This window comes from Pseudomonas sp. So3.2b, assembly GCF_019464415.1.
GTDB lineage: Bacteria > Pseudomonadota > Gammaproteobacteria > Pseudomonadales > Pseudomonadaceae > Aquipseudomonas > Aquipseudomonas shahriarae.
In genome coordinates this window covers 4,021,765-4,037,254 of record NZ_CP080494.1, presented here as the reverse complement: position 1 = coordinate 4,037,254, position 15,490 = coordinate 4,021,765, and the positions used below count along the sequence as shown (strand labels likewise).

Below are 15,490 nucleotides of genomic sequence, written 5' to 3'. Positions count from 1 at the left end.
GCCCCTGCGCTTGTGGTCTGCAATCAATAGACTCAAGGATTGTCGCGGGGATACTTTTAAGACAACGTATTTCAGGAAAACAGCACGGCCACTAGGTAAAGGTTGTGTAAGGTCTGTACCGATTTGCTTACTTCGAAGAGGCGTTACCGATGCTGATGAACCCCAACAAGGATACCCAGTTGTGCATGTCGCTGTCGGCCCGTCCGGGCAATTTCGGCCTGCGATTTCATAACCATTTGTATGAGCAGCTGGGGCTGAACTTCTACTACAAAGCGTTCAGCAGCCAGGACTTGAACGGCGCCGTGGCCGGGATCCGTGCCTTGGGGATTCGTGGGTGTGGGGTGTCGATGCCGTTCAAGGAAGCCTGCATCGAGCTGGTCGATGAGCTCGACGAATCGGCCCGCGCCATCGCCTCGATCAACACCATTGTCAACACCGCCGGGCACCTCAAGGCCTACAACACCGACTACATCGCCATCGAGCAACTGCTGCAAAAACACGCGGTGCCCAAGGACTCGACCTTCGCCCTGTACGGCAGCGGCGGCATGGCCAAGGCCGTGGCCAGTGCCTTGCGGGATGGTGGCTATGCCAATGGCGTGATCGTTGCGCGCAATGAAACGGCGGGTCGGGCCCTGGCGCAGAACCTGGGCTATCAGTGGCAGGCGACCTTGGGTGAAGCGCGCCCGCAGATGCTGGTCAACGTGACGCCGATCGGCATGACTGGCGGCGCCCAGGCGCAGGACCTGGCCTTCGAGGCCGACGCAATTGATGCGGCAGACACCGTGTTCGATGTGGTGGCGATCCCCGCCGAAACGCCCTTGATCGTGCGGGGCAGGGCCCAGGGCAAGCGGGTGATTACCGGCCTGGAAGTGATCGCGATCCAGGCCCTGGAGCAGTTCGTGCTGTACACCGGCATCCGGCCGACGGACGAACAGTTCCAGAAGGCCGTGGATTTCGCCCGGCAGTAAACACCGCCGGCCCATGTGGGAGCGGGCAAGCCCTAATGCAACGCAATGCTCAAAGCAGCGAAGATCAAATGTGGGAGCGGGCTTGCTCGCGACGACGTCGGCCCAGCAAACATTGGTGTTGAATGACCCACTGCTTTCGCCAGCAAGCCCGCTCCCACACAAGTCCGCTCCCATAAGGGGGGACGTTTATTCGAGGCGTGACAGGCGCTCTTCCAGCGCCGCAATCCGCGCCTCCAGCTCCTCGATGCGCTCCACGGAAACCCCACTGGCGCTGCTGCGCTCCACCGGGCTACCGCGTGCGGCCAGGATCGCCTCGATATCCGCGGGGTCACCCAGGGAGTGGGTGTAGCGGTCTTCGCGCTGGCCGGCCTGCTTGGGTACCAGTACCGCCAGGTCGCGGGCGATCAGGCGTTCCAGCTGATGCACCACCTGCTCGGCATCTTCAAAATCATGCATGCGCCCGCTGCGGGTCAGCAGTTCGTTGACCGTCTGCGGCCCGCGCAGGAACAGCAGGCCGGTAAGGATCACCTGTGCCGGCACCAGTTCCAGGGCCTTGTCCACGCGGTGTTCCCAGCGGTCGGCGCGACTGCCCATCACCAGCTTGGTAAAACCACGGCCCTCCAGGGCGCGCAGGCTCTGGCCAACCTGGCCCTGGCTGAGGTTCATCACCGGTTCCCGGCTGGTTTTCTGGTTGCAGGCCAGGACCAGGGCGTTGAGGGTCAGCGGGTAGGTTTCCGGGTTAGTGGCCTGTTTCTCGATCAGGCAGCCCAAAACGCGGATTTCCGTGCTGTTCAGGCGCGGCTCGGAAGAGGTGGTGTCGTGCTCGGCGGTCATCGCGCTTTCCCTATGCAGTGAGCCCACTAGCCTAATCCCGAAAAAATAAAAGACAAGCAGCGCTCATGTCTATAATCGCCGCTGTTCAAACCCTGTCACCACTGTCGAGACTGTCATGACTATTTCCCTGTACGCCGCTTCACTTCCGGTCTTCAAGCAAATGCTCAACGCCCTGAGTGATGTGCTGAACAAGGCCGAGGCCCACGCCACCGCCAAGAACATCGACCCTAACGCCTTGCTGCAGGCGCGTCTGTTCCCGGACATGTTCCCGCTGGTCCGTCAGGTACAGATCGCCGTGGATTTTGCCAAGGGCGTTTCCGCGCGCCTGGCTGAGATCGAAGTGCCGAAATACGAAGATACCGAAGTTACCTTCGCTGACCTGCAAGCGCTGATCGCCAAGGTCCTGGCCTTTATCGACACCATCACCCCGGCACAGATCGACGGCAAGGAAGGTATCGAGATCGTCACCCGTCCGGGCACGCCTAAAGAGAAACGCTTCAGCGGCCAGTCCTACTTGCTGACCTACGGCCTGCCGCAGTTCTTCTTCCACGTCACCACCGCCTACGCCTTGCTGCGTCATAACGGTGTGGAAGTGGGCAAGCGTGACTACATGGGCGCGTTCTAAGCCCCGAGTCACACCGCAAAACCAATGTGGGAGCTGGCTTGTATGGGAGCTGGCAAGCCAGCTTCCACCCAAACCAGCGCCCACTTGCTTGCCGGGTTGTGTCAGGCCGGGTTCTTGTCTTCCTGGCCCAGGCACGCCGCAGCGGTGAACAACACGTCGGTAGACGAGTTCAGCGCGGTTTCCGCCGAATCCTGCAAAACCCCGATAATGAAGCCTACGGCCACCACTTGCATGGCGATTTCACTCGGAATGCCGAACAGGCTGCACGCCAGTGGAATCAGCAACAGCGAACCCCCGGCCACACCCGACGCGCCACACGCACAGACCGCCGCAACCACGCTGAGCAGCACGGCGGTCGGCAGGTCGACGGCGATGCCCAAGGTGTGCACGGCCGCCAGGGTCAGCACGGTAATGGTGATCGCGGCGCCGGCCATATTGATGGTCGCACCCAACGGGATCGACACCGAATAGGTGTCTTCATGCAGGCCCAGGCGCTCACTCAACGCCAGGTTGACCGGGATATTGGCCGCCGAACTGCGGGTGAAGAAGGCGGTGATCCCACTTTCACGCAGGCACAACAGCACCAGCGGGTACGGGTTGCGGCGCAGTTTCCAGAACACGATGGCTGGATTGACCACCAGTGCCACGAACAGCATGCAGCCGATCAACACCAGCAACAGGTGCGCATAACCCAGCAAGGCATCGAAGCCGGAAGCAGCCAGGGTCGAGGCCACCAGGCCGAAAATACCCAGGGGGGCGAAGCGAATCACCACGCGCACGATCAGCGTGACGCCGTTGGACAGGTCGGCCAGCACGGTACGGGTGGTTTCCCCGGCATGACGGATCGCGATGCCCATGCCGATGGCCCAGGCCAGGATCCCGATGAAGTTGGCGTTCATCAGGGCGCTGATAGGGTTGTCCACCACGCTGAGCACCAGGCCCTGCATTACCTCGCCAATCCCGCCAGGGGCGCTGACGGCCACGTCATGGGTGCTGAGCACCAGGTTCGAGGGGAAGAGGGTGCTGGCAATGACCGCGACCGCCGCAGCGGAAAAGGTGCCCAGCAGGTACAGGAACAGAATCGGCCGGATATGGGTTTCCTGGCCATGCTTGTGGTTGGCAATCGAGGCCATCACCAGCACAAACACCAGGATTGGCGCCACGGCCTTGAGCGCCGAGACAAATACCTTGCCGATAAACGCGGTGGACAGGGCCGCACTGGGCGACAGCAGGGCCAGTAAGATGCCAGCGGCCAGGCCGATGACAATCTGGGTGACCAGGCTGAGGCGCATAAGTCGTTGAAAGAGAGAGGGAGCAGCAGTCATAAGAGTGTCTCTAGTTTTTTTAATGTGTACAGCGCTATGCAGGGCGCGAAGTCTAACATGCTGTAGGAAATATCCAGTTTACTGCGGCATTCAGTCGCCAAGTCCGTGTGTGGCACGGTCACATTCTGTTAAGATTCGCCATCCTCTTCTTATATCTCTGTCAGCGGGCCTCAAGGCTAACGCTGGCGTCGCCGTTTCTGGAGTTGTGCATGTTGTTGCCCATCCTGCTGCTGTCCGCAGCCGGTTTTACCGTGTTGACCACCGAATTTGTGATTGTCGGGCTATTACCCTCCATCGCTCGCGACCTGGATGTGAGCGTGTCCCAGGCCGGTCTGCTGGTGACTTTGTTTGCCTTTACCGTGGCCGCGTTCGGGCCGTTTCTGACCGCGTATTTCGCGCGTTTCGAGCGCAAGCGTCTGTTTATCAGCATCCTATTGATGTTCGGCGCGGCCAATACCCTGGCGGCCCTGGCGCCGAATATCTGGGTGATGGCCGTGGCCCGCCTGATTCCCGCTCTGGGGCTGCCGGTGTTTTGGGCCCTGGCCAGTGAAACGGCAGTGGACATCGTCGGGCCGGACTACGCTGGCCGGGCGATTGCCAAGATCGGTTTCGGGATTGTCTGCGCTACCGTCTTCGGCATCCCGGTGGGCACCCTGATCTCCGATGCGTTTGGCTGGCGCAGCGCCTTTGGCATCCTCGCCGGGGTGGCGATGCTCAAGGCATTGCTGCTGTTGATCTACCTGCCGGCCACCACCGTGAAAAAGGACGCGGTGACCCTGCGTTCGCAGTTCAAGATCCTGCGCAGCCCGTTGATGCAGGGCCATGTGTTGCTGTCGATCCTGGTCTTCAGCGGCATGTTCACCGCTTACACCTACCTGGCCGATATTCTGGAGCGCCTGGCCGGCTTCGATGGCACCCTGGTGGGCTGGTGCCTGATGGGCTTTGGCGCCGTCGGCCTGATCGGTAACTCCCTGGGCGGGCGCATGGTCGACAAGCATCCGCTGATCGCTTCTATGGTGTTCTGCGGCTTTATGATCGCCGGCATGGTGGCGCTGGTACCGGCGATCCACTCCACCCTCGGCCTGGCGGCGGCCATGGCGATCTGGGGCGTGACCCAGGCGGCGCTGTTTTTGGTCAGCCATGTGCGGTTGATGAAGGCCGCACCCCATGCGCCGGCATTTGCTGCGTCCTTGAACATTGCCGGGGCCAACCTGGGCATTGGCCTGGGCGCGATGGTCGGTGGGCGGGTGATCGACACCATGGGCCTGGGCAGCCTGGGGTTTGCCGCGTCGGGGTTTATCCTGCTGTCGATTCTCCTGGCCCTGTGGCTGATGACCGCCAAGACCCGGGTCGCCTGCGCCTAAAGCGCGGTAAACAGCTCGCGGCGAGCACCTTCGGTAATCGCCACGATGCCGGGGTGCTTGACCTTGCGCTCCACCGAGATGGCATAGAACGACTCGGTGACCGCGTCTGTCTGGCCAATCAATGCCACGCCGTATTGGCGTAGCACTTCCTCGGCAATCACGCTGGGGGCGATAAAAATCCCGCTGCCGGATTGGCCGAACGCCTGCATCAAGGCGCTGTCGTCGAACTCGCCGATAATCTTCGGACGAATCTGCTGCTCGGCGAACCAGCGCTGCAAACGGCTGCGCACCACGGTTTCTGCACCTGGAATCAACAGCGGCGCACCGTGCAGGCATTGTGGGAAATCGCCGCCGTGCAGGTCCGCCAGCGCCTGGGTGGCGAAGAAGCTGATGCCACATTCCCCCAGCTTCTGGCTGTAGCCCTTGATATCCAGGTGGGTCGGCATCGGGCTGTCGGAGATCACCAGGTCCAGGCGCTGGATCGCCAGGTCGGCCAACAGCCGCTCCAGTTTGTCTTCGCGGCAGGTGATGCGCAGCGGCTCGCTCAGCTCCATGGTCGGCGCAATCAGGCGGTAGACGATGGACTTGGGCACCACGTCCGCCACGCCGACACGAAACACAATCTGTTGTTCATTGGGCTGGGCGCGCAACATCGCTTCCAATTCACTGCCGGTCTGGAACATCTGCTCGGCATAGGGCAGGGCCTGGCGCCCGGCCTCGGTCAGTTCCAACTGGCGGCCGACTCGTTGAAACAGTGCGATACCAAATGTCTGCTCCAGCAGGCTGATTTGCCCGCTGATGGTCTGCGGTGTGAGGTTCAGTTGCTCGCAGGCACGCACGATGCTGCCGGTCTTGGCGACCACCCAGAAGTAATGCAGTTGTCGGTAGTTGAGCATCAGGTGCCTCGGTTGCAGAGTGTTACTTCGTATAAATCGAAGTATAAGCGAAAAAAATACGAATTTTCCTGAAGTGTTCGCTTCCTTAGAATGCCTCGCTATCGCGAGCCCAATGCTTGGGCCCAACGGTTCTAACGAGGAATACATCATGAAACTCAATTCCCTGGGCGCGGCGTCGTTGCTTGCGCTTTCATTAGTGGTGCTCAGTGGTTGCGACCAGGTCGAGAAAAGCACGCAGCAGGTGCTGGGCAAAGCCAGCGAAGCGGCCAAGCAGGCCATTGACGACACCCATAAAGCCGCCGAACAGGCGTTGAGCGAAGCGACCCAGGGCTTGATCGCCCCCAAGGACGACGAGCAAGATCAGGACTCCAAGCCTGAGCCAAGTTCCCAAGAAGCTTAATTCCCCGTATACCGAGTCAGGACTGACCTATGGATTATCTTGTACAACTGGCCGCGAGCCCTACCGCCTGGGTGGCCCTGGCGACATTGATCGTCATGGAAATCGTGCTGGGGATCGACAACCTGATCTTCATCTCGATCCTCACCAATAAATTGCCGGAGCAGCACCGGGCCAAGGCACGGCGCATCGGCATCAGCATGGCGCTGATACTGCGCCTGGGCCTGTTGAGCACCATCGCGTTTATTGTGCAATTGACCTCGCCGGTATTCGAAGTCTTCGGCCAGGCGTTTTCGTGGAAGGACATGATCCTGATCGCCGGCGGCCTGTTCCTGGTATGGAAGGCAACCACCGAGATCCACCACAGCATGGACCCGGAGCCCGAAGAGAAGGCCAGCGTCGGCAACACCGTGGCTATCGGCTTTGCCGCGGCCATCGGGCAGATCCTGTTGCTCGACCTGGTGTTCTCTATCGACAGCATCATCACCGCCGTCGGTATGACCGAGCACTTGCCGATCATGATCATTGCTGTGGTGACGTCGGTAATCGTGATGCTGGTGGCGGCTGAACCCCTGGCCAAGTTCATCAACGACAACCCGACCGTGGTCATGCTGGCCCTCGGCTTCTTGATCATGATCGGCATGACCTTGATCGCCGAAGGCTTCGGTGCCCATGTGCCGAAAGGCTACGTGTACGCGGCCATGGCTTTCTCGGCTGCCATCGAGTGCCTGAACATTGCCCGGCGTAATCGCCACAAGCGTTTGCTCGCTGCCCGCCAGTAACCGCTGAACCCCAAAGGCCGGCTGCGCTCACAAGAGCCCAGCCGGCCTTTTGCTGTCTGTTAGAATCCCCGCACTTGATAGTTTGAGGTCCACCATGAACGAGCCGATTCGCCTGACCCAGTACAGCCACGGTGCCGGTTGCGGCTGCAAGATTTCGCCACAGGTGCTGGAAGTGATCCTCGCCGGCAGCGGTGCGCAGAACCTCGACCCCAAGCTCTGGGTGGGTAATGCCTCGCGGGACGACGCGGCGGTGTACGCCATTGATGACGAGCGCGGGGTGGTGTCCACCACGGACTTTTTCATGCCGATCGTCGACGATCCCTTCGATTTCGGGCGCATTGCTGCCACCAACGCCATCAGCGATATCTACGCCATGGGCGGCGATCCGTTGATGGCCATCGCGATTCTCGGCTGGCCGGTCAATGTGCTGGCCCCGGAGATCGCCCGGGAAGTGATTCGCGGTGGCCGTGCGGTGTGCGACGCGGCGGGCATTCCCCTGGCCGGTGGGCACTCCATCGACGCCCCGGAGCCGATCTTCGGCCTGGCCGTCACCGGGCTGGTGCACAAACGTCATATGAAGCGCAACGACACCGCCACCGCCGGTTGCCGCTTGTACCTGACCAAACCCCTGGGCATCGGCATCCTTACTACCGCCGAGAAGAAGGGCAAGCTGCGGGAAGCCGATATCGGCCTGGCGCGGGACTGGATGTGCACCCTCAACAAGCCCGGCAGCCGCTTTGGCAAGCTGGCCGGGGTCAGCGCCATGACCGACGTGACCGGTTTCGGCCTGCTCGGGCACCTCGTGGAAATGGCTGACGGCAGCGGTTTGACCGCGCTTATCGAATACGAAAAAGTCCCACGTCTGCCAGGGGTCGAGTACTACCTTGACCAGGGTTGTGTGCCTGGCGGTACGTTGCGCAACTTCGACAGTTACTCGCGCCAACTGGGCCGTATCAATGAGTTGCACAAGCGCGTGCTGTGCGACCCGCAAACCAGTGGCGGGTTGCTGGTGGCGGTCACGCCTGAGGGCGAAGCCGAGTTTCTCGCGGCAGCGGCCGAACTGGGGCTGAACCTTGCGCCCATTGGCCAGTTGGTCGAGCGACAGAGCCACGCGGTAGAGGTGTCTTGATGCCCATCGACATCACCGATTACCGCGATATCTTTCTTAACGACCGGCCGATGATGGATACCCGTGCGCCGGTCGAATTCGTCAAGGGTGCGTTCCCCGGCGTGGTCAACCTGCCGTTGATGAACGATGACGAACGCCAGCGGGTGGGCACTTGCTATAAGCAGCAAGGGCAGCAGGCGGCGATTGTGCTGGGGCACCAACTGGTCAGCGGCGCAACGCTGCAGGAGCGACTGGCGCGCTGGACCGCGTTTGCCCAGGCCAACCCTGACGGTTACCTGTATTGCTTCCGTGGCGGCTTGCGCTCGCACTTGGTGCAGAAGGTGCTCAAGGACGAAGCGGGGATCGACTATCCCCGGGTCGGCGGTGGCTACAAGGCTATGCGTACCTTCTTGCTGGAGACCGTGGACCAGGCTGTGGAACAGTGCGATTTCGTCCTGCTGGGTGGCCTGACCGGCAGCGGCAAGACCGAGGTGCTCCAGCAACTGCGCAATGGCCTGGACCTGGAAGGCTACGCCAACCACCGGGGCTCCAGCTTTGGCAAGCGGGCCACGGGCCAGCCGTCGAATATCGACTTTGAAAACCGCCTGGCGGTGGACGTACTGAAAAAGCGCGCGCGGGGCATCGAGCAGTTTGTGCTTGAGGACGAAAGCCGCATGATCGGTAGCTGCGCCTTGCCGCTGAACCTGCACCGGGGCATGCAGGCGTACCCGATGGTGTGGCTGGAAGAGAGCCTGGAAAACCGCGTCGAGCGGGTCTTGCGCGACTATGTGATCGACCTGTGCGCGCAGTTCAACGCCGAGTTTGGCGAAGCGGGCTTCAGCCTGTTCGCCGAGCGCCTGGTGCAGAGCCTGGCCAATATCCACAAGCGTCTGGGTGGGGAGCGCTACCAGCGCTTGCACGGGCTGATGCAGGACGCCCTGGCCGAGCAGGCCCGCTCGGGGAACGTGGATTTGCATCGCGGGTGGATTGTCGGGCTGCGTGAATACTACGACCCGATGTACGCGTTCCAGCGTGAGAAGAAGGGCGCCCGGATCGAGTTTTCCGGGGAGCAGGGCGCGGTGGTGGAGTATCTGCGCGAGCGTGCTGCCCGGCGCGGGTGATTGGTTGGTTTTCAGGGCACCATCGCTGGCTTGCCTGCGATGAGCTACACGTCTCTTTAGTGATTCTTAGGTTTGTGTACATATCCGTTGCTGCGGTCATGGCCACTTAGGGTTCCGCCCTTACGGCGGCTCACTTTGGAAGAGCCCCAAAGTAAGCAAATGTATGGTCAGCCCACCCCTTGCAACCACAGACGATGAGCGGTAAAGCATGCTTGCGCTAATGTATCCGGGCTCATAGTCGGCAGTTTCACCGCTTGGCCCTTGATGAATAGTCGCTCCCGCCTGTCCTTGAAAAGGGCTTCAGCTTCAAAAGCTGTTTTGCTTACCAGGTTCTCAGGCGAGATTTGAGCTGTTTATCGTCATCATCGTTGTCGTCGCAAAAGCCGGTAGTGTTTCGATCAAGTCATCAACTGCGCGTTGTAGCTACCTCCGCGAGCTAAAACGGCCCATACGATTCTTGCTAGTTTATTGGCCAGGGCGCAGGCAACCTTGTTTGGGTGCTTTCGCGTCAGCAGGTCTCGGCACCAAGCCCCCAAGGCGTCGTTGCGTTTATCTATGCGCACCAAAACTGCCCGCGAGCCTTGAACCAAGAGCTTTCGAAGGTATTTATCACCACGTTTGCTGATGTTCAAAAGGACGGTTTGGCCACCTGTTGAGTACTGCCTTGGCACCAGCCCCAGCGAAGCAGCGAAGTCTCGCGCTGAGTGAAAATTGGAAGCGTCCCCGACGTCGGCCAGCAGCGCGCTAGCGATGATGGGGCCGATACCGGGGATGCTCATTAGGCGTGTTCCCGCGTCATCAACTGCCACCTGTTCCTTGATGCTGTGGTCGATGGACTTAATCTCTACCGTAAGCCGTTTGATGTCTTCCAACAGATGCTCGATAAACTGCGTCAACTGTTGAGGCAACTCAGCGGCAGGGTCATCCAGTATTTGATGAATTTGGTTCATGGCGGCTTTGGTCGCCGGTAGCGCAATTCCAAATTCCAGCAAGAATCCGTGGATACGATTGATGGTTTGAGTTCTTTGGCATACCAATGCCTCTCGGAGGCGGTGCTGGGTCGAGAGCACCTGCTGTTCCACCGTCTTGATCGCAACATAGCGTGCCTTGGGACGGGACGCCGCCTCGCAAATTGCCTCGGCATCTATGTAGTCATTTTTATTGCCGGTGACGTACGGTTTCACATGCTGCGGAGCTATAAGTTTCACCTGGTGGCCGAAGGAAATAAGCTTCCTGGCGAGCCAATGTGAGCCGCCGCAGGACTCCATTACTATCGTGCAGGGCTCAAGCTTTGCCAGGAACTGAAGCAGTCGATTTCGATTGAACTGCTTGCGCAGCACCTCATGGCCGCGTACGTCGTGCCCTACGAGGTGAAAGGTGCTTTTTCCAATATCAAGACCAAGTAATGCCAAGCTGTTCATGAGCGGTCTCCTTAGCGAAAGTGGGCCTTCCGGTAAGTCTAGATTTACCGGGGGCCCGTGCCGGGCTGACCATCTCATTAGGGCTTTTGCCCCACCACTCGGCACCTCGCCTAGGCTCGGTGTGCCCGTCATCCGACATTGATTTGGGGGGCCGCCGCGATGGGCCATCCATGGCCCAGCGCGGCTAACCCGGCGTCCTGCCGGGTTACCCCCCCCAAATCAAAATCGGATGACGGCCAGCGTGGTTTAACGGGGCGCCTCAGATCAAGATCAAGATCAAAAGCAAAGCGAGGCGGCCTGGTAGCCGACCTGATCGTCGAGGCGTGTGGGTACCCCTGTGGGAGCGGGCTTGCCCGCGATGGTCGTTAACGATGACAAATGAATACCTGACACTCTGATGTGTTCTTTCGGGCGTCATCGCAGCGATGCGGCGATCCGACAAGCCAGCTCCCACAGGGAATGCAGTTTCGCGCTTTGGGATTGCTGTTGCTCTGCTTTTGATCTGGCTTTTGATCTTGATCTTAGGCGCCCCGTTAAACCACGATGGCCGCAGGCAGGTATTGCGCAGTGGGCACCCCGGCATGGATGCCGGGGTAGCCGCGACACGGCCAGGGATGGCCGATCGCGGCGGGCCCACGGAGCAATGCCTGACTGCGGGCATGCCGAGCCTAGGCGAGGCACCGAGTGGTGGGGCAAGAGCGCTTTGCTTACTTTGGCGCTCTTCCAAAGTGAGCCGCCGTAAGGGCGGAACCCTAAGTGGCCGTGACCGCAGCAACGGATATGTACACAAACCCAACAAGCACTAGATAAAAGAGTTGTGTAGATACCTATGCTGCGATGAGGCCCTGACAGTCAACCCTTCCTAAAGGACGACCACCGCCACCAACCCGCACACCACACCCATCAGCATGGTCAGCCCGGCCACCGTCACCAGCACCCGCGTATCGAAATCCTTGCGCAGCATCAACAGCGACGGCAGGCTCACGCTCGGCAGGGTCATCAGCAGCGCCACCGCGGGCCCGGTGCCCAGCCCCAGGGCCATCATGGTCTGCACAATCGGGATTTCTGCAGCGGTGGGGATCACAAACAGGGTGCCGACAATCGCCAGGGGTACCAGCCACAGCAGGCTATCGGCCATCGCCCCGTCCACGTGTGGGAACAGCCACACCCGCGCTGCGCCCAGTAGCAACACCGCCAGGATGTAGATCGGGATGGTGCTCCAGAACAACTGCCACAAGGTGCGCAGCCAGCGGCTGAGGAACGGCTGGGTCTCGGTGCCGCTGACGTCGGCCACGGCCTCCAGTGCTACCTGGGGCACCTGCTCGGGGCGGGCGATGCGTTGGGCGACCAGCGCGACACCGATCACCAGCACGACACCGGCCACCAGGCGCAGGGCGGCAAAGTCCCAGCCCAGCACAAACCCCATGAAAACCAGGGTCGCGGGGTTGAGTACCGGGTTGGCCATCCAGAACGCCAATGCAGCACCCACCGACACTTGTTGACGACGCATGCCGGCGGCCACCGGCGCGGCGCAGCAACTGCACATCATGCCCGGCAAGGCGAACAGCCCGCCACGCACGGTGGAGCCCAGTCCGGCGCGGCCGAACAGGCGCAACAGCCAGTCCCGTGGAATCAGCACCTGCAATAACGAACCGAGAATCACCGCGAGCACGGCGGCTTTCCAGATCGCCAGGAAATACACCTGGGCATAGGCCAGGGCGGCCGCCAATGGCGAGCCCTGCTGGTCATTGAGAATCGAGTTGCCGATGCTGTGGCTGTCGGCCGCGACAAAGGCCTTGAAGTAGTAGGGCGACCACTTCACGTAATACAGGCCGACGCAGGCCACCAACAGGAACAGCGCCGGTTTCCACCAGAAGGACCAGCCGCGAGCAGGGCTGGCAGAGGTGAGGTTAGACATGGTCAAGATCCGCAGATAAGTCGATAGCGACGCATCATACGCGGTCCCGGTGTCAGGTGTCGGCGGCTACATGCGTCGCATCCGGGCAAGTCTGCAAGCCGTTATCCAGGCCTTGCTTGTAGTTGCGGCTGAGCAGGCTGGCCTTGCCGTTCTGCCAGGTCAGGGTCAACACGTACAGGGTGTCGAAATCGCCGCCGGACCAGTCTTCGGTGATGGTGTACTTCTCACCGACCGCTTCACTGGCCACCTTGTTGATCAATTCCGGCAGGTAGCCATGGGACCAGGCCGTGTAGATGGTGGAGTTGTGGTACTTGTCCTCCATCAATTCGTCAGCCAGGTCGCTGGTATCGTTGGCCGAAAACTCGATGTTCACCGGCAGCCCGAGTTTGATCGCGCTGGGGCTGATGGTCATCAATGGCCGAATGTAGCTGTAGGAATTGTCGAACTCGCCTTCTTCGACATTGCGCGTCGGGTTGGCCGCGAACACAAAGTCGGCAGCGCCGAATTTTTCCGGCAATACCGTGGCCAGGTTCATTGCGCGGTTGAGGCCCTGGCAATTGAGTTGGCCCAGGCCGCCCACAGGCTTTTCACCATGACGCAGGAACACCAGGGTTTGCACGCCGTTCTTCGGCTCGGCGCTGCTTTCGCGGGCTTCGAAAGCCAGCATCAAGGCACCGCCGACGAACACCGTTGGCACCAGGAAATAAGCATATTTTTTGAAACGTTTGCCAAGGCACAAAGGCTTGATTTTCATTAGTGGTCGAGTCTTCGGTGCGTCGGATCAAGGCTGGAAGGCCCAGCCACAGCGATGCTCCAAGCAACGTGCGGTTTTCCGTGACAGTTATGGCGGTATGCCTCCATTCAACCGTTCAAGCGCTTCTAAGAGTGCGCCAGGGCGTTTTGGTTCGCTTGGTGCAAGAGATTAACCAGCGCATGTTGCGAATTGAAGACCGATGCAGGCGCGCCGCCGGATGGCTATCATGGGTTTTTCTCACCTTGGGGTACATCGATGATTTCCGCTGCAGCGTTTCCGATTATTACCAAATGGCCAGCCGAGCATCCCGAACGCCTGCAGCTGTACTCGTTGCCGACGCCCAATGGGGTCAAAGTCTCGATCATGCTCGAAGAGGTGGGCCTGGCCTATGAGGCGCATAAGGTCAGCTTCGATACCCAGGACCAACTCTCGCCCGAGTTTCTGTCCCTGAACCCCAACAACAAGATCCCGGCGATCATCGACCCCAACGGTCCCGGCGGTGAGCCGCTGGCGTTGTTCGAGTCGGGGGCGATCCTGATTTACCTGGCAGAGAAAACCGCGCAACTACTGCCCCAGGCACCCGCCGCGCGCTACGAAACCCTGCAATGGCTGATGTTCCAGATGGCCGGGATCGGGCCGATGTTCGGCCAGGTCGGTTTCTTCAATAAGTTCGCCGGCAAGGCCTACGAAGACAAGCGCCCCCGCGACCGCTATGCCGCTGAAGCCCGACGCCTGCTGGAGGTGCTGGAAAAACGCCTGCTGGGCCGCAGCTGGATCATGGGGGATGAGTACAGCATCGCCGATATCGCCACCTTTCCCTGGATCCGCAACCTGATTGGCTTCTATGAATCGGGCGATCTGGTGGGCATCACCGACTTCCCCAATGTACTGCGCGCGCTGGATGGCTTTGTCGCCCGGCCGGCGGTGATCCGTGGCCTGAATATTCCGAGCTGACCCATGCCGACTTTTGATTTCAAGCAACTGGACGTGTTCAGCAGCGTGGCGCTCAAGGGCAACCCGCTGGCCGTGGTGCTGGGCGCCGATAGCCTCAGTGACCAGCAGATGGCTGACTTCGCCAAGTGGACCAACCTCAGCGAAACCACGTTCCTGCTGCAACCGCGCGACCCGCGTGCGGATTACCGGGTGCGGATTTTCACCACCGTGCAGGAGCTGCCGTTCGCCGGCCACCCAACCCTGGGCAGTTGCCGGGCGTGGCTGCAGGCCGGTGGTGTGCCCCGGGGCGACGAGATCATCCAGGAATGCGAGATCGGCCTGGTGCGCATCCGTCGCCAGGGCGAGGAACTGGCGTTTATCGCGCCACCCTTGCTGCGTTCAGGGCCGTTGGATGCCGAGTTGCTGGAGCGTGTGCGCCTGGCGCTCAACCTTGAGCCCGAAGCGATTGTGCGCAGCCAGTGGGTCGATAACGGCGCCGGTTGGCTGGCGCTGATGTTGACGGACCGGCAGACGGTGCTGGAGTTGCAGCCGGACTATTCAAAACTGCTCGGGCTGGCGGTGGGCGTGGTTGCTCCGTGCGACCCGACGCGCGACGAGGTGGATGCGCAGTTTGAAGTGCGCGCGTTTATTGCCGGTGACGGCGCCCCCGAAGACCCGGCCACCGGCAGCCTTAACGCGGGTGTCGCACAATGGCTGCTCGGTGCGGGCCTGGCCCCCAGCGAATACGTGGTCAGCCAGGGCACGGCCATCGGCCGCGCCGGGCGTATTCGCGTGCAGCAGCAGGGCGATGAGATCTGGATCGGCGGCGCCGTCTCGCTGTGTATCGAAGGGCGCCTGAGCCTGTAACGCCGTAACGCACCTGTGGGGAAGGGGGCAGCTCGGTCTCTACAGGTCACTCGTTGCTGCTCCTGCTTGTTTAGCCTAGACCGCATTGTTACGTGAATGGCAAAACACCGTTATGGCCGCCGTATTTGTGCTCTCGGTCAATCCGGGCATAAGCTTTCGCCCTTAAGCTAGCGGCCT

The 15,490-nt window shown here is 60.8% G+C and carries 15 protein-coding genes; 9 read left to right on the top strand and 6 right to left on the bottom strand.

Features of this window, described 5'->3' with window-relative positions:
• Positions 1-149 precede the first annotated feature (149 nt).
• The gene (locus K1X80_RS18030) at positions 150-968 is read left to right on the top strand and encodes a shikimate 5-dehydrogenase (RefSeq protein ID WP_057959105.1); all 819 of its coding nucleotides are present in this window, start codon (positions 150-152) and stop codon (positions 966-968) included.
• 186 nt (positions 969-1,154) lie between these two features.
• Here K1X80_RS18030 and K1X80_RS18025 read toward each other — a convergent pair whose 3' ends face one another.
• Positions 1,155-1,802, bottom strand: coding sequence for a YceH family protein (locus K1X80_RS18025; protein WP_057439461.1), 648 nt, complete (start codon positions 1,800-1,802; stop codon positions 1,155-1,157).
• 115 nt (positions 1,803-1,917) lie between these two features.
• Between K1X80_RS18025 and K1X80_RS18020 the strand changes: the two genes are divergently transcribed.
• The gene (locus K1X80_RS18020) at positions 1,918-2,427 is read left to right on the top strand and encodes a DUF1993 family protein (protein ID WP_057439460.1); all 510 of its coding nucleotides are present in this window, start codon (positions 1,918-1,920) and stop codon (positions 2,425-2,427) included.
• Between the two features lie 101 nt (positions 2,428-2,528).
• On the opposite strand, the gene sstT is transcribed toward K1X80_RS18020, so the two are convergent.
• Positions 2,529-3,752 (bottom strand): serine/threonine transporter SstT, encoded by a 1,224-nt coding sequence (sstT, locus tag K1X80_RS18015; protein WP_057959106.1) that lies wholly within the window; start codon positions 3,750-3,752, stop codon positions 2,529-2,531.
• A gap of 209 nt (positions 3,753-3,961) precedes the next feature.
• Between sstT and K1X80_RS18010 the strand changes: the two genes are divergently transcribed.
• Positions 3,962-5,116, top strand: coding sequence for an MFS transporter (locus K1X80_RS18010; protein WP_057439459.1), 1,155 nt, complete (start codon positions 3,962-3,964; stop codon positions 5,114-5,116).
• Here K1X80_RS18010 and nhaR read toward each other — a convergent pair.
• Positions 5,113-6,012 carry a transcriptional activator NhaR gene (gene nhaR, locus K1X80_RS18005; protein WP_057959107.1) on the bottom strand — a complete coding sequence of 300 codons (900 nt, stop codon included), beginning with the start codon at positions 6,010-6,012 and terminating at the stop codon, positions 5,113-5,115. The two genes, K1X80_RS18010 and nhaR, sit on opposite strands and share 4 nt — an antisense overlap.
• 148 nt (positions 6,013-6,160) lie before the next feature.
• Between nhaR and K1X80_RS18000 the strand changes: the two genes are divergently transcribed.
• The 4 genes from K1X80_RS18000 to mnmH all read left to right on the top strand — a co-directional run bounded on the left by K1X80_RS18000 (position 6,161) and on the right by mnmH (position 9,420).
• Entirely contained in the window at positions 6,161-6,412 is a 252-nt protein-coding gene (locus K1X80_RS18000) for a hypothetical protein (RefSeq protein ID WP_057959108.1), read from the top strand.
• Between the two features lie 29 nt (positions 6,413-6,441).
• Positions 6,442-7,191, top strand: a complete 750-nt coding sequence (locus K1X80_RS17995) for a TerC family protein (protein WP_057439456.1) — start codon at positions 6,442-6,444, stop codon at positions 7,189-7,191.
• 94 nt (positions 7,192-7,285) lie between these two features.
• Positions 7,286-8,320: a selenide, water dikinase SelD gene (gene selD / locus K1X80_RS17990; RefSeq protein WP_057439455.1), complete on the top strand. Its 1,035-nt coding sequence runs from the start codon at positions 7,286-7,288 to the stop codon at positions 8,318-8,320.
• Positions 8,320-9,420 (top strand): tRNA 2-selenouridine(34) synthase MnmH, encoded by a 1,101-nt coding sequence (mnmH, locus tag K1X80_RS17985; protein WP_057439454.1) that lies wholly within the window; start codon positions 8,320-8,322, stop codon positions 9,418-9,420. The genes selD and mnmH overlap by 1 nt, the downstream gene beginning before the upstream one ends.
• 398 nt (positions 9,421-9,818) lie before the next feature.
• On the opposite strand, the gene K1X80_RS17980 is transcribed toward mnmH, so the two are convergent.
• The 3 genes from K1X80_RS17980 to K1X80_RS17970 form a co-directional block, all read right to left on the bottom strand.
• A complete protein-coding gene (locus tag K1X80_RS17980) occupies positions 9,819-10,841 on the bottom strand; it encodes an IS110 family transposase (protein WP_120732161.1) in 1,023 nt (340 codons plus the stop codon).
• 862 nt (positions 10,842-11,703) lie between these two features.
• The gene (locus K1X80_RS17975) at positions 11,704-12,759 is read right to left on the bottom strand and encodes a permease (RefSeq protein WP_169990482.1); all 1,056 of its coding nucleotides are present in this window, start codon (positions 12,757-12,759) and stop codon (positions 11,704-11,706) included.
• 52 nt (positions 12,760-12,811) lie between these two features.
• On the bottom strand, positions 12,812-13,513 hold the full coding sequence (locus tag K1X80_RS17970; protein ID WP_057439452.1) for a hypothetical protein: 702 nt from the start codon (positions 13,511-13,513) through the stop codon (positions 12,812-12,814).
• Positions 13,514-13,768: 255 nt separating this feature from the next.
• Here K1X80_RS17970 and K1X80_RS17965 point away from each other — a divergent pair, with 255 nt between their 5' ends.
• Both K1X80_RS17965 and K1X80_RS17960 read left to right on the top strand, forming a co-directional pair.
• Positions 13,769-14,467 (top strand): glutathione S-transferase N-terminal domain-containing protein, encoded by a 699-nt coding sequence (locus tag K1X80_RS17965; RefSeq protein ID WP_057439451.1) that lies wholly within the window; start codon positions 13,769-13,771, stop codon positions 14,465-14,467.
• Between the two features lie 3 nt (positions 14,468-14,470).
• The gene (locus tag K1X80_RS17960) at positions 14,471-15,313 is read left to right on the top strand and encodes a PhzF family phenazine biosynthesis protein (RefSeq protein WP_220172390.1); all 843 of its coding nucleotides are present in this window, start codon (positions 14,471-14,473) and stop codon (positions 15,311-15,313) included.
• The last annotated feature ends 177 nt before the right edge of the window (positions 15,314-15,490 follow it).